13 protein-coding genes are annotated in these 15,100 nt (G+C 36.1%); 7 read left to right on the forward strand and 6 right to left on the reverse strand.

Translation table 11 applies throughout. From position 1 onward, the window contains the following. Positions 1-10: 10 nt before the first annotated feature. The 5 genes from M0P98_05550 to M0P98_05570 form a co-directional block, all read right to left on the reverse strand. Positions 11-172 (reverse strand): rubredoxin, encoded by a 162-nt coding sequence (locus M0P98_05550; GenBank protein MCK9266327.1) that lies wholly within the window; start codon positions 170-172, stop codon positions 11-13. Continuing rightward, positions 165-593: a transcriptional repressor gene (locus tag M0P98_05555; protein MCK9266328.1), complete on the reverse strand. Its 429-nt coding sequence runs from the start codon at positions 591-593 to the stop codon at positions 165-167. The genes M0P98_05550 and M0P98_05555 overlap by 8 nt, the downstream gene beginning before the upstream one ends. Then, positions 590-1,222 (reverse strand): N-glycosylase/DNA lyase, encoded by a 633-nt coding sequence (locus M0P98_05560; protein ID MCK9266329.1) that lies wholly within the window; start codon positions 1,220-1,222, stop codon positions 590-592. Before M0P98_05560 ends, M0P98_05555 begins: the two co-directional genes overlap by 4 nt. Before the next feature lie 63 nt (positions 1,223-1,285). Next, positions 1,286-2,266, reverse strand: coding sequence for a hypothetical protein (locus tag M0P98_05565; protein ID MCK9266330.1), 981 nt, complete (start codon positions 2,264-2,266; stop codon positions 1,286-1,288). Between the two features lie 273 nt (positions 2,267-2,539). Continuing rightward, positions 2,540-3,280, reverse strand: coding sequence for a sugar phosphate isomerase/epimerase (locus M0P98_05570; GenBank protein MCK9266331.1), 741 nt, complete (start codon positions 3,278-3,280; stop codon positions 2,540-2,542). A 494-nt stretch (positions 3,281-3,774) separates the two neighbouring features. Between M0P98_05570 and M0P98_05575 the strand changes: the two genes are divergently transcribed. From M0P98_05575 to lipA, 7 genes are all read left to right on the forward strand, one after another. Continuing rightward, complete coding sequence (locus M0P98_05575; protein MCK9266332.1) at positions 3,775-4,740, forward strand: inorganic phosphate transporter family protein; 966 nt, start codon at positions 3,775-3,777, stop codon at positions 4,738-4,740. Positions 4,741-4,753: 13 nt separating this feature from the next. Then, positions 4,754-5,422 (forward strand): DUF47 family protein, encoded by a 669-nt coding sequence (locus tag M0P98_05580; GenBank protein ID MCK9266333.1) that lies wholly within the window; start codon positions 4,754-4,756, stop codon positions 5,420-5,422. 118 nt (positions 5,423-5,540) lie between these two features. Then, positions 5,541-5,927 carry a glycine cleavage system protein GcvH gene (gcvH, locus tag M0P98_05585; protein ID MCK9266334.1) on the forward strand — a complete coding sequence of 129 codons (387 nt, stop codon included), beginning with the start codon at positions 5,541-5,543 and terminating at the stop codon, positions 5,925-5,927. A gap of 37 nt (positions 5,928-5,964) precedes the next feature. Next, a complete protein-coding gene (gcvPA, locus tag M0P98_05590) occupies positions 5,965-7,302 on the forward strand; it encodes an aminomethyl-transferring glycine dehydrogenase subunit GcvPA (protein ID MCK9266335.1) in 1,338 nt (445 codons plus the stop codon). Beyond that, a complete protein-coding gene (gene gcvPB, locus M0P98_05595) occupies positions 7,293-8,741 on the forward strand; it encodes an aminomethyl-transferring glycine dehydrogenase subunit GcvPB (protein ID MCK9266336.1) in 1,449 nt (482 codons plus the stop codon). The genes gcvPA and gcvPB overlap by 10 nt, the downstream gene beginning before the upstream one ends. 2 nt (positions 8,742-8,743) lie before the next feature. After that, positions 8,744-9,514, forward strand: coding sequence for a lipoate--protein ligase family protein (locus M0P98_05600; GenBank protein ID MCK9266337.1), 771 nt, complete (start codon positions 8,744-8,746; stop codon positions 9,512-9,514). A gap of 3 nt (positions 9,515-9,517) precedes the next feature. Continuing rightward, a complete protein-coding gene (gene lipA, locus M0P98_05605) occupies positions 9,518-10,369 on the forward strand; it encodes a lipoyl synthase (protein ID MCK9266338.1) in 852 nt (283 codons plus the stop codon). A gap of 270 nt (positions 10,370-10,639) precedes the next feature. Here lipA and M0P98_05610 read toward each other — a convergent pair whose 3' ends face one another. Then, positions 10,640-14,821: a right-handed parallel beta-helix repeat-containing protein gene (locus M0P98_05610; GenBank protein MCK9266339.1), complete on the reverse strand. Its 4,182-nt coding sequence runs from the start codon at positions 14,819-14,821 to the stop codon at positions 10,640-10,642. Positions 14,822-15,100: the final 279 nt, after the last annotated feature.

Genomic DNA, 15,100 nt, shown 5'->3' on the forward strand with positions numbered 1-15,100 from the left:
TCCAAACTTTTTATTCAACCTTTTCAAACTGGTCTTTTCCAACCCCGCATTCAGGGCAAACCCAATCTTCTGGAAGGTCATCAAAAGATGTTCCTGGTTTAATATCTGCTTCAGGGTCGCCTTTTTCTGGGTCGTAAATATACCCACATACTTTGCATTCATATTTATCCATTTGCCATTTCTCCTTTTGTTGTGCAAAAACTGCATATACCTTTAAAATCTATATGATATTCTTCAATACGATGCCCATCTATCTCGTTGCTTTTTAACAGATCCGACTCTTGAAAAATATCGTAGAGTTTTTCGCATTTTTTACATTTAAAATGAAAATGAGGAGTTTCCGAATAATCGTATCTTGCTTCGTTATCTTCAACTGTAACCTGCATAACCAGTTTTTTAGAAACAAATAGTTTCACTGTATTATAAACAGTGGTCTTTGATAAGGTAGGAATTCCTTTTACAAGTGCAGAATATATATTATCAACAGTAGGATGAATTCTATTATTAACAAGATATTCTAATATCTTTATTCGATGATATGACGCCTGTATATTTTTAGTTTCAAGCAACTGAGCAATATTATTTATTATCATTTAAAAATCTCTCCATTAAAAAAATACCAGAACACAAAATCAAGATGGTCCACAGGTATCTGAACTTCTTTAAACGCAAACTTTTTAAACTTATTTTCAATTGATATATATTTTTTATAAGAGAGACTCTTTGGGATTTCTTTAATAGTTCCCACCATATTAAGTCCTCTTAAAATGTGTCTATCAAGTATAGCCAGTTCTTCGCCTTTACCTATATTTCTAAGAAAATGGCTTGCTTCTTTATACCCAATACCTTTTATATTTTTAACTATATATTCTCGTAAAAGCAACGAATCTTTCTCTTCAAAAAGTAGGTTAAAAAATTTATTATCTTTAAAAACCTTTCTTGCTTCAACAATATACCTTGACTTATTATTTCTAAACCTTATGCCAGAGAGGTTTTGTGCTATATCTTCCACTGAACCATCTAAAAGTATTCTATTAGAATAAAGGTTCTCAACATTACTCCAGCAAACCCGTGCTTTACATTGAGGGGTAAGAAGGCAAAAAAAGAGTTCTTTCTGCACTTTCTCTATGGTATTGTTTTCTTTAAACTCTTTTAATCTAACAATTATTCTTGGCTTTAGTTCTTTATGCAACTCTTGCAACCTTGTAATAGTATCAAACATTGACTTATTATACCATCATTAAGAACCAAAACGCAAGTTTTAAAAGTGTCTATTTATGTAACTTTAGGTAACGGGGTTACCACAAGATGAAAATTGTATATCCATAAATTTTGCAATAGTAGGTGCAAAATCTATTATTTCAGCGTAAGGAATCTTTCTGTTTCTCAAATCCTGCCTTAACGCTCCACCATCTATTATGAAAGTTATTCTTTGAGCACAATTAGATACTGTTTCAGATGCCTTGTTTAGGTTGAAATCCCATTGCCGACATTCATAGGGCGCCTGGTGGTTGCTACAATAGTTTATCAACTCTTCTTCTGGGATACCTCGCTTTCTTCCTTCTTCAACAGAAACCTCGCACCCATAATGACACCCGTGGTCTGAACCAATAAAAAGGTATGAATCTTCCCACCACCCGTTTTCTTTAAGAAATTCTTTTACAAGCCAAAGAATCTTATCTATATATATAATAGAGTGGTGTTTGTCCTTCCATTTACTTCCATTTTTCATATAAACAGGGCAATTACCTGTCATATCATATTGAGCAAGGTAAAGGAGAAGCATTTTCCAATCAGGGTTTGAAAGCATCCATTTAAAAGAAGTCTGAGCAGTAAGCATATCGGAAAAATATGAACCCCAACCATAAGTTGCATCTGGCGCTTTCCACCAACCACTTTGCATCCACGCATCCGAACCAAAAGACGCAATTTTTCCTTCAGGATATTTTTTTTTGCAAGCGTATAGTATAGTCTCAGACTCCATACCTTTTGCCAGTTTAACATAAGGGGTAGTCGCCGGTTCAACCTGTATATCGTAGGTTCCAGAAGCAAGATACTTCTGCCCATAAGAGGTACAACAGATCCCTTTATTCCAAGCGTTTACAAAAAGTCCTTCTTGGATGGATTCTTTAAAAGCAGGAAGTTGATTATTTTTTACGTAACCCATAACATTGGGTGGAGGGAGTTGGGTAGAAGGGACTATCACATCTTCATTCCAATGGCCAGCAAGCATATCAAAAATCAGTATAAAAGCTCTTTTATTCATTATGTTTTGCTCCTTGTATGTAAAAATTCTGTTGTTACTTCAAAATAATGAGCCAATATAAGCGATATTAAATAAATCCTGTTTTCCTTTTAAAAGCATACCTACAAAATCTTTCCACATTTCTTTTACAATGGAGAAATACAGGACAGAACAGGTAACTTTTGAGTTCAATTTTACCTGAAAACTTTATCATTTATTAAGCCGAATTGTCAAATTTGTTACTATTATAATAGTGGCAAATTTTTTTATTAAGTATAATGTTTTAAATTAATTTTATACATTTAATTTACGAAGGTTTTTTATACTCAACAAAGCACTTTCAAAGGGCGTCCTTTCGGTAATTTCGTGAAACTCCACAACCAACCATTTAACACCAACCTCTTTTGCCTTTTTACATATTGCAGACATATCAAGCACCCCTTCGCCAACTTCCGCTACAGAACCGTCTGCTTTTATATCTTTTAAATGGAGCAACGGCACTCTACCTTTATATTTATCGAGCCATTCAATAGGGTTTTCGCCAACTTTTGAAAGAAAATGGGTATCAAGTTCCAACATTACTTCCTCTGGGTCTGTTTTTTCTGCAAGTATAGACAATGCAGGTTTACCGCCTTCTTCTAAAGGCATAATTTCTTCGGTATGGTTATGGTATAAAAGTTTCATACCTGCATTTTGAACAATAACTCCCGCCTCTTTAGTTTTTTCTATCGTTAAACTCCAATCTTTCAATAAACTCGACGAACCAACAATGATATAAGGGTTGCTAAGTTTTTTTGAATAAATATAAATGTCGTTTGAAGGGTTTAAGACCTCCTCTAAAGTTAAAGAATAAAACCCAACTGTCTCCATTTTAGTTTTAACCAACAAATCTGCAAGTTCTTCTGGCGGTAAGTTCCCAAAAGTAAACGCAAATTCAATACCTTGATACCCCATATCTGCAATAGTTTCAAGTGTTGCTATATTATCTTTTTTAAAATCACTTAACACAGAATATAATTGTATTCCTATTTTCATAATAACACCTCCAATTTTTAAGTGCTTCTGCCAAACTTGGCTATGCTTTAAGCGATAGTTATAAGGAACGCTTTGTGTGACTGCGGCAATCCTCGTCTTTATCCTATACACTATTGTTTACCCCCATTCCTTTTCCGCCTTCGGCGAGATTGCCACGTTACGAAACACTCGCAAAGACGGAATGGGGGGCTGTTAACAAAAGGTTTAGCCCTTTTTTCTTCTACTCTGAGCCTGTTAAGCCCTTCGGAGATGCTTGTTATGCAGAAGGGTGAGTTCTCAGAGTGCCCGATTGTGGCGTAGAAGGTGTATGCACCGTAGTACCAGAGTGAGTAAACACCACATACTTTTTTGCCCCTTTATCTTTATAAGCATTGTTTTTTTGGCACAACCTTTTAAGTAACATAATTTATTTATTTATTAATTTATATAAATAGTTTATAATATCTGCGTTAAATATAACAATTTTTTTTAAAATAACTTAATAGGATATAAATATGTTAACAACACTAATCATAATTGCGGCTATATATATGGGTTGGTCGATGGGTGCTAACAACGCAGCGAACTGTATTGGTGCAAATATCGGCTCAAGACATTTGAGTATGCGTACAGGTATTATTATAATATGTGTTTTTAGTTTTTTAGGGGCAGTGTTTTTTGGTGACCACGTTATTACCACTATCGGTAAAGGTGTAATTGATTTAGATTCTCTTGGGGGAGATAAAAAGAATGTTATAGCTCTAACAATTTTGTTTAGTGCTGCCTTTTGGACTACATTAGCAACATACAGAAAATTCCCTGTCTCCATCTCTCACGCTATTGTTGGTTCTGTTGCTGGAGGTGGACTTGCCTTAAATACAGCCATACATTGGGACAAAATATCTAATATTGCTATCTGCTGGATTATAACTCCTATAACTTCTTACATATTGGCAATAATTTTTTACCTTCTTTTTAGGTTTTTATTTAGTATAAGATTTATAAGGAGACGCAGGAGGGCTATTATATATTTTTTTGTTTATGTTACAAGCGCTTATCTTGCATTTATGTGGGGCGCAAACGATGTAGCCAACGCTACAGGTATTCTTTATGGTACTCAAGGTTTTTCAACTGTTAGCGCTGCCTCAATTGGTGCTATAGCTATTATATTGGGTGTTGTAACTTGGGGTTATAGAGTAATAGATACAGTTGGTTTCAAAATAATGAATCTTACCCCTGTAATGACTATTGCTATTGGGGTTGCATCGGCTATAAATATGCATATATACACTTCTTTTGGTATTCCAGTCTCTACCTCTCATGCTGCTATTGGGGCTATGTGGGGAGTGGGTTTTGTTAGAGGAATAAAGACAATAAACCTGCAGTTAGCAAAAGAGATGGTTATCACTTGGGCTTTAACCCCTGTAATTTCTGGAGTAATAACTTACGTCTTAACAATAATTATTCTGTTTTTGAAGTAACATAGGAGGCAATATGGACAGAACAAGAAATATTTTTGCGTGGCTGGGAAGTAGAGGTGAAGATGATATTTTAGCTCTTGCGTTAAAACATGTAGAAAAATCTTTAGAATGTATAGTAAGTATGAAAGATGCCATTGAATCTTTTACTCAAAATGATATGGTTTCAAAAAAAGCGCATATAGAAAAAGCAAAAAATGCAGAAAGAAGTGGTGATGAAATAAAGAAAGAGATTATGGATACTCTTTCAAAAGCAATGCTACTCCCACCAGATAGAGAAGATTTGGTTTTGTTAAACGAATCTTTGAACGATATAGCGGATAGCGCTAAGGGGGTTGTGAGATTACTGGAGTTTTTTGATAAAGAACTTTCTGAAAACCTCGACAGGTTATTGCTTGAAAGTAGCATTATTGCTGTCAAAGCAGGTGAAAAGTTGAAAAAAGCTATCAATTATCTTGTAGAAAGTAACGGAGATAAAATCCTTATAGAATGTGCAGGGATTGAGATGCTTGAAAAAGAGGGAGACACAAAAAGAAGAGACCTGATAAAAGAGTTGATAAAAACAGACCTTCCACCTCAATTGTTAATATTGATTTATGAAATTATTGATAACCTTGAAAACGTAACAGATTTTATAAAAAAAGCAGGTGATATAGTTAGATTGCTTGCTATAAAAGCAAAATAAAAAGATAAAAGACTTAACCAAAACTTGCGTTTTTTTTGACTAAACAATAAAAAAATATTAGAATAAAAGCATCTTATAACAGATTAAAATAGAAAATTTACGTAATTAGGAGAAAGCAATGGAAGTAAAAAAGGACCTGCTTTATACAAAAGAGCACGAATGGGTAAAAATTGAAGGTAATACTGCAACCGTTGGTATAACAAATTACGCTCAAGATACTCTTGGAGATATAACCTTTGTAGAATTTATTTCACCAGGAGAAGAGGTTGCACAGTTTGCAAAAATAGGTACCGTTGAATCGGTCAAGGCAGCTTCTGATATCTATTCTCCTATTTCAGGTAAAGCAACTTCTATTAATGCTCAGGTGGTAGATGCTCCTGAAATTATAAACAATTCTCCTTACGAGGAGGGATGGCTTGTAAGAATAGAAGTTAAAGACGCTGAATCTGAAATCAAAAATCTTATGAACCCACAAGAGTACGAAGAGTATATTAAGAGCCTTTAATATAGTTAAAGCATTTATATAAAAGGATTGGTATAAAATGAGTTTTACGCCCCACACAAACGAAGAATTAAAAAAAATGTTATCAGAGATTGGAGTTAATTCCATTGAAGAACTTTTCTCTGATATACCAGAAAATTTGAAACCTACTTCTTTTGATATCCCAGAAGGAAAATCTGAATTTGAAGTGTTAAGACATTTACAAAAACTCGCAGATAGAAACTCTGTATCGCTTGTAAATTTTATAGGCGCTGGGTTTTATAGCCACTACATACCAGCAGCTGTTGATTCACTGAGTTCTCTGCCTGAGTTTTATACTGCTTACACACCTTACCAACCAGAGGCTTCCCAAGGCTGGTTACAGGCAATATATGAGTATCAGAGTTCTATATGTAATTTAACAGATATGGACGTTGCCAACGCTTCTTTGTACGATGGCGGAACAGCTCTTTATGAAGCTTGTATGACTGCTGTTAGAACCAACGGTAGAAAGAAAATTCTTGTTGATGCTGGCGTAAACATAATATATTGGACTATGTTAAAATGTTATACGTCCAACCTATCTCTTGATATGGTAAAAATACCTGTAAAGAACCTGCGGGTCGATAGAGAGAATATTTTCAAACACCTCGATAATGAAACCTCAGCCATAGTGCTACAAAACCCTAACTTTTTTGGTTGTATTGACGATTTTTCTGATATAGTTGAAGAGGCACATAAAAAAGGTATTCTTGTTATTTTGTCTGTATACCCTATCTCGTTAGGTGTTTTGAAAACGCCAGGCGAAATGGGTGCTGACATAACTGTTGGCGAAGGACAAAGTTTGGGTATACCTCTCTCTTTTGGTGGTCCTTACTTAGGTTTTATGGCAACAAAAAAAGAATTGGTAAGAAAAATTCCGGGAAGAATTATAGGTAAAACTGTTGATAAAAAAGGTAGAGATAGTTTTGTTATGACCCTCCAAGCAAGAGAACAACATATAAGGAGAGAAAAAGCTACTTCTAATATATGCTCAAACGAAGCTCTCTGTGCTCTTAGAGCTGTTATATATCTATCTCTCATTGGTAAAAAAGGTATTAAAGAGTTATCACTAATAAATCTTGATAAAGCAGCTTTTACAAGGGACCTGCTTGAAAAAATACCAGGAGTTATAAAAGTAGGTGAACCGCCTTTCTTTAATGAATTTACGGTGCTGTTATCTCAAAATGCAGACGAGGTTGTGCACAAAATGATTGATAAAGGGTATATACCTGGACTTCCTCTCGGCAGATTTTATAAAGGTATGGATAACCATCTACTTGTTGCTGTAACAGAGCAAAGAACAAAAGAAGAGATTGTAAAATTTGCAGAAAGTTTGGAGGCAGTATTATGCGATTAATATTTGAAAAAAGTCAACCTGGTAGAGAAGGATTTAAGGTACAAAAAAAAGATGTTCCTGCAACTGCGAAACTACCTGATAACCTAAAACGGAAGAGTGAGATAAATCTGCCCGAAGTATCAGAACTTGATGTAGTAAGACATTTTTCAAGGTTGGCTAATATGAATTTTTGTGTAGATACAAATTTTTATCCTCTCGGCTCCTGCACAATGAAGTATAACCCTAAATTTACAGAAAAAGCCGTAAAATTTAAAGGGTTTGAAGAAGCACACCCACTACTTCCACAATTGATGGGTGGAGGAATCCTTGCTCAAGGGTGCCTTGAACTACTTTACCGAATGGAGAAACTTTTAAACGAAATAACAGGTATGGACGCTTTCACTATGCAACCTCTTGCTGGAGCGCATGGAGAATTAACAGGCGTAATGATTACAGCTGCTTACCATAAGAGTAAAAACAATCATAAAAAATATATACTTGTGCCAGATTCTTCACACGGAACAAACCCTGCAAGTGCAGCTATTGCCGGTTACGATGTTATTGTTATACCGTCTGATAAAAATGGTGTAATGGATATAAGCGAATATAAAAAACAATTAAACGATGAAGTCGCAGGGGTTATGCTCACCTGCCCTAATACACTTGGAATTTTTAATACTAATATAAAAGAGATTTGTGACCTTGCGCACGAAGTCGATGCTCTAATGTATTATGATGGTGCAAACTTAAACGCTATTATGGGGAAACTAAAACCAGGAGATGCTGGTTTTGATATAGTCCATTTAAACCTTCATAAAACATTTGCAACACCACACGGTGGAGGCGGACCGGGAGCAGGACCAGTAGGAGTAAAAGAACACCTTGCAAAGTTTTTGCCTATATCAAAAGTAGTTAAACGAGCAGATGGGACCTTTTGTCTTGACTACAACTATCCTGAGTCTATAGGTTATATAGCGCCTTTCTACGGAAATTTTGGAGTAATAGTAAAAGCGTACGCATATATACTTATGCTGGGGAAAGCAGGGCTTATAGATGCTTCAGAGAAAGCAGTTTTGAACGCCAATTATGTTATGACTAAACTTAAAGACCATTTTCTACTACCTTATGACAGAATATGTATGCACGAATGTGTTTTTTCTGCCTCAAAACAGAAAGAAAAAGGTGTTAGCGCTCTGGATATAGCAAAATTTCTTATAAATAAAAATATTCATCCACCAACCACATACTTTCCTTTAATAGTTAAAGAGGCTATTATGATAGAACCTACCGAAACAGAAAATAGAGAGACCCTCGATAACTTTATTCAAGTAATGAAGGAAGCAGCAGAACTGGTAGAAAAGAGTCCTGAAATCTTTAAAGATATGCCCAACAACGCCCCTGTCCAAAAACCAGATGAAGTAAAGGCTGCCAAAGACCTTAATTTAAGATGGACCCCCTAACAATGAAAAGATGGCGCTTTATCTATTCAGGAAGCAAGCCCCCTGCTCTAAATATGGCTATAGACGAAGCCCTACTTGAAATGCATATATATTCTTGCGTTCCTATATTTAGGATCTACGGATGGCAACCCCACGGATTTAGTCTTGGGTATTCGCAAAACCCTGCTTCTGTTCTTTATGTTGACAGATGTGAAAAAGATGGCATTCCCTTTGTAAAACGAGTTACAGGAGGCGGGATAATCTTCCACGGTGATGAAGTAACATATTCTATTGCCTGTTCAGAAGAAGATATCGGACCGGTAAATTCAGTTAAAGACGCATACAAACTCTTATGTGAGTTTATACTGGAAACATACAGAAGGTTTGGGCTTAACCCTTATTTTGCGATTGAAAACCCTAATAGAGAGAAGGTTAAATCTACATTCTGTTTTTCCTCTTTTGAAGATTACGACATACTTATCGGAGGGAAGAAGATTGGAGGTAACGCTCAAAGAAGAAAAAAGAAAGTTATTATGCAACACGGTTCAATACCCATAACTCTGGATATGCCATTGGTAAGCAAGTACGTTAAAGAGCCTCTTGCACTTGCGAAAACAAATTCAACGTCTCTCAGAGAGGTTTTAGGAAGAGAAATTCCTTTTGAAGAGTTCGCAGGAGTGATGAAAGAGAGTTTTGTATCTGTCTTTAAGGCAGTATTGGAAGAGAAAGATTTTTCTGAAGAAGAAAACCTGCTTATAAAAACCCACCTTGAGATAGTAAACAGAAGAGAATAGAATATGAACACTTCTACAAAATTTATTAAAAAAAAAATAAAATTCTCTGATACAGTAACCACAAAAAATGTTTTAAGAAAGTTTAACCTCCATTCAGTATGCGAAGAGAGCAGATGCCCTAATATAGGTGAATGTTTTAAAAATAAGACTGCCACTTTTCTGATACTTGGAGATATATGTACAAGAAACTGCGCTTTCTGTAACATAAAAAAAGGGGTACCTATCCCTGTCGATTACAAAGAACCTTTAAGAGTTATTAAAGCAGTTGATGAACTTAAAATAGATTATGTTGTGATAACAAGTGTTACCAGAGACGACCTTGGCGATGGTGGTGCTGGGTTGTTTGCTGACCTTATTAGGGTATTTAAAGAACATTTTGACAACAAAAAGATAGAGACCCTTGTTCCAGATTTTATGGGTAAAGAAAGTGCTATAAAAACTGTTGTTGAAAGAAGACCTGATGTATTTGCTCACAATATAGAAACTGTCCCTTCTCTATACCCTTACATAAGAAGTAAAGCGGATTATAGGAGGTCTTTATATGTCCTTGAGAAAGTTAAAAACATAGATAATTCTCAACTAACAAAATCAGGGATTATGCTTGGACTTGGAGAAAAGAGAGAAGAGGTTCTTAATGTAATGGAAGATATAGTTTCTACAGGATGTGATTTTTTAAGTATTGGACAATACCTTGCACCCCAAAAAACTAGTTGGGAAACAGTAAGGTACCTTACTGATGATGAGTTCCTTTTTTTTGCCTCTAAAGGTAAAGAGATGGGGTTTAAACATATAGAAAGCGGAACCTATGTTCGAAGTTCGTATAACGCTCACAGGTATTTAAACCCCAACCCTTAAACAAAACCCCACCCAGAGAAAGAAAAGGCATAAAACAAAAAGCCCCCCTCACCTTACATCCTCTCCCCCAGAGGGGAGATTGTCCCTGGTTGTCATTCCGGACTTGGTCCGGAATCTCGTTTTTACTACCCCTTTTACGTGGATTAGGTTAGAGATCCTGAAACAAGTTCAGGATGGTAAATTGTGGCGGGCAGAAGACAATACTACCCCCCATTCCGTCTTTGCGAATGTACTGGGAAATAAAAGCAAAAGAAGAATTAAATTTATTTATTATTTTTTAAATTGGATAAACCCAGCATTTTCAAGCCGCCATACAGAAGCCCCTGTTGGTATCCAGACAAACCAGCCAGTTCTTTTGTTTGTTCCTATGTTAAATGCAAGTTTATCTACCTCTGAAGGGTCTATACCTATCTTATTGAAAGGTATCTTCATCTCTGCCTGCCACGCTTGGGTGGAATTATCGGTTATTTTTACCTTAAATTCTATACTTTTTTCCAACTCGTTCACAGATTTAAAGGGCATACCGAAATTGTTTTTAACCTCTGCTTTACCATCAAATTTGCCCCATAAAACATATATTGGACCTGTTGGCATATCTTCAAGCCACCAACCTCTACTATGGGAACCAATCTGACTTTCTAATGAAATCTCCACTACTGGTAGATGTCGTTTTAAGGACTCACGCATACCATCCATCCATGGGTCTGGTTCATTAATAATACCTACATACAGATAATCTTTATCATACTGCATCCAGACAAAACTTTTTGCACCTTTTTTTGCATCATCACCTGTATAATATTTTTCTATCACCATTGACGTTTTTTTATCTAACCCAGACCATTCTTCTTTATTCAAATTTCCGTCTATCGTAACAGGTAATTTTCTTTTTGGTATGGTATAAGTAAGAGCAGGGCTTTTCCTTTTTACAACACTCATAGTTGCTTTCATTTCTCCAAGAGGAGACCAATCTGATTTATAATATTTACCTATATCTTCTTTTGTTCTATTTATAGGCCAACTTGCCCTAAGTTGGTCTTTATAAACTCCTATACTACTTATATTGATAGGTTCATAACCTGTAAGCCCGTATATAGGTGCACCCGGTCTTAACCGAAAATCCATATTTTCTTTATCCATAAATAGAGGTTCCTGACCATCCCAATTATTCTTAAAATGGGTAGATGCTTGGGTTCCCCTTCCAAAAGAGATGAAAGCACCTCCAGTATTAAAATTCCGTTCTATTACGCTACCTTGAATACTACCCCAACTTGAAGGTTCTCTCTCCAACATATTAATTAATGGTGGGTACCTATAACTCCAAGGCGGTTGTTTATACCTTAATTCTTGAAGCCGTTGAGACATTCCGCTCATCATTCTTAAATTTGGACCTCCATCTATATCCTGATTATTACAGAATATATTAGACCTATCGCCTTGCCCAACACCTCTACCTTCAATATCTATAAACATATTGTTGGTTATATAGTTTCCTGGGTAGGTACTTGATATTCCAGTAGGTACTCTATAAAAAATGTTATCAACAAAAACCAAGCCGGCGTTCATAGCATCAACGTGTATAGCGTTAAGACCATGGGTAAGGTTGGGAGATGAATGGGTGGATATATGATGAAAAAAGTTGTTACGCGTAACTGTGCCTCGGCTCATTAAATACCAGGGTTCTCCGTAAATATACATTGCACCTATCTCTCTTCCTTCGTAAGGACCGTCGTGCAGTTCATTAAATTCTATGATATGGTCATTAGCATTAAAATATATCATTTGGTGAGGGCTATCATGTATTACGTTATGGGAAACTATTTGACCTATACCGTTAACACTAACTCCTTGCCTATACCCTCCACAAAACCTGTTAAACCTGTGTATATGGTTATTTTCTACCAGATGTCTTGCAGGGATAAGTTCTTTTCTAAAAGGCATAACGCCTCTAACCGCCAAAGGTTTAAGGTTAACCCCGCCCTCCCCCATATCGTACATATCGCAACCAACAACCTTGTTATCCCAACCTTCGTCTATTACAACAGCCCATTGGCCTGTATTTCTAATTACACTACCAGCGATAAGGTTGTTTCTCCCACCATTAATAACTATTCCGTGTTGCCAGGTTCCTTCAATAGTTATGTTATATAAAACTATATTTGAAGTTTTGTTAAAAGTGAAAACAGGTTTGTCTAAAGTTGTAACTATAACCTCGCTTTTTGTTATATCTTGAGGAGGATAAAAATAGAGTTTTCCGCTACTTCTGTCCAGATAAAACTCTCCGGGCATATCAAGTTCACTCAATATGTTGTAGACAAAATAAGGGTGGTCTTTTGCAACTCTTGTCTCTTTCCATCTTGCTCTTGGGTATGTGTTTGGCATTAAATCTATTATTTTTTTCTCTGTATCTATACTTTTAATTTGTGAATGCACCATTATATAAGGCTGAACTACCCCAAGGTAGCCTTTGACCCACATATCTTTTTCATCTTTCCATCTTTCAGGTCTATCTCCTGAGTAGATAAACTTTCCTTCACCAAATTCAGCATTTCGAGATACACCATCAACTTTAGCCAACCCTGCCACTCTAACCCAATCATTGTTAGGCCATTGTGCTAACTTCATTATCTTTTCATTAAAGATAAGTTCAAGTGCGCCTTGATTGGCTACAGGGAATCCTCTGGGCAACAGTTGCCCGTACTCTGTAATACCTGCCTCTTTTAAGTCTGCAACCCAAACCTTATCTTTTGATTCTTTAGGTAACCGTTTTATAATGTCAAGGTCTTTCAAAGGTTTAAAGTTTGATACCTGTTTACCACCAATAATACGAACTTTTTCTCCCTGATACCCTCTATATACTATTGGAGAAAACTCTGCCCCTGAATCTTGGGTATCAAAAACAATACCGTCTGTGATAAAATAGTTACCACCCCTCAAATAGACTGATATACCGCCTGCTGGTATACCTTTCTCTTTAATTTTTCGGACCTCTTCTTGAGCTCGTTTGATAGTCGCAAAAGGTTTATCTTTTGTTCCTCGATTGTTATCGTTCCCTTTTAAAGAAACGTATATCTCATATTTTGGACTATTAACCCATTCTACCCTTTTCTGCCTTGGACTCTTTAACTCTTTGCCGTCTGCCAGACCTTCAATTTCTTCAAGTCTATTACGAATATCAAGCCTGTTACCATCGTTAGGGAACGAACTTGATTCCTCTTTTATAAAAAGGTTGGTATATATGGTTCTTGCTACAGAATATTTTTTTTCATTCTTCCACATATCTCCAATTAAGAGTTCTGCTTTAAAACCGTGATAGTTAGAGGTGTTTTTTTTTAATATCTTTCCGTAACACTCTCTTGCTTTTACAAAATTTTTCTCTTCAAGATAAACCTCTGCTTCTCTAAAGAGAGCGTATACTTTATAATTGTGGGACAACTTTTCATAAGAATTTATTTCGTTGTAGGTTTTATGTGCGTTATTATAATCTTTTTCCAGACGGTAGCTTTCAGCAATATTGAATAGAGAAAGTTCTTTACCATAATTAGGAAGGTGTTTCAATTTTTCGTATTCTGCTCGAGCTTGTTGAAAATCACCTTTTTTTACAAAAAAGTCGGCTTTTTGAAAAACATCTTTCTCAGATAACCCTTTAGGACCCATACCACGTTCTTCTATCTCTTCTTCTGTTAAGACCCTATTGTATACCACTACTTCATCAATATCTGTTATAAGGGAACCTATTCCAAGTTCTGAAAAACCAATCTTGAATAGTTCAGGTCTTTCTACAGGTAAGTAATCTTTTTCAAACTTGTTTGAAGCGATATGTTTACCGTTTAGGTACAACTTCATCTCTTTACCGTCCCAGGTGATAGCAATATATTGCCACATATTATCCTGTATGGCTATTCTTTTGCTTAAACTTGCACCTGCTTTCCCGCTACCACCTTCGCCTCCGAGTGCGTATGTTATAGAAGAAGGGTTATAAGAAGTAATCAACCTCCAACCTTGCCTATACCCTGAAACAGACATTAAATGCCCGTTATTTAGTTTGCTTGCAGGCAGAATACTACCTAAACCTTGCCTGCGAAACCAAACTTCAGCAGAAAACTGTTTGTCTTGTATATTAAATGTAGCCCCTTGGTACCAACCTCTATCAAGCCGAACCGCTTTCTTGTCGCTCCATCTACCTTCAACCACCTTTAAATCATCAAAGACTTCTTTTGTCTGCCTGTTTATGTAAGGAACAAACTTTAAATCCCCGTTGTTACCACTTAAATCTTTTACAATACTTTTACTATCTTTTACATCTTCAAATGTGTAATACCTTGCTACACTCTTATCTTTGATAAGTGATTCTTTCTTCTTTAACCATTCCTGGTAACCAGTATTTTCAGCGTATAAACTTACAACTCCCATTGTTAGCAACAGAAATAAAAATTTCAACCTTTTTTCCATATCTCACTCCTTTAAAATAATATCGTTCTGCCAAACTTGGTTATGCTTTAAGCGACAATTGCGAAGGAACGTCTTGTCCCGCGTACCTCCGAGGGAATTACCACGCCAAAAGACGGCTCGCAAAGACGGAATGGGGGGAAATTACCTTTTACCCTCCCACTTTGTCGCCCGAACGCCCAAACTTGTCATCCTGAACTTGTTTCAGGATCTCTCACTTAACCTACGTAAAGTAAGTAGTACAAAACGAGATTCCGGATCAAGTCCGGAATGACATGCAGG

It is taken from the genome of bacterium, from assembly GCA_023230585.1.
Lineage (GTDB): Bacteria > Ratteibacteria > UBA8468 > B48-G9 > JAFGKM01 > JALNXB01.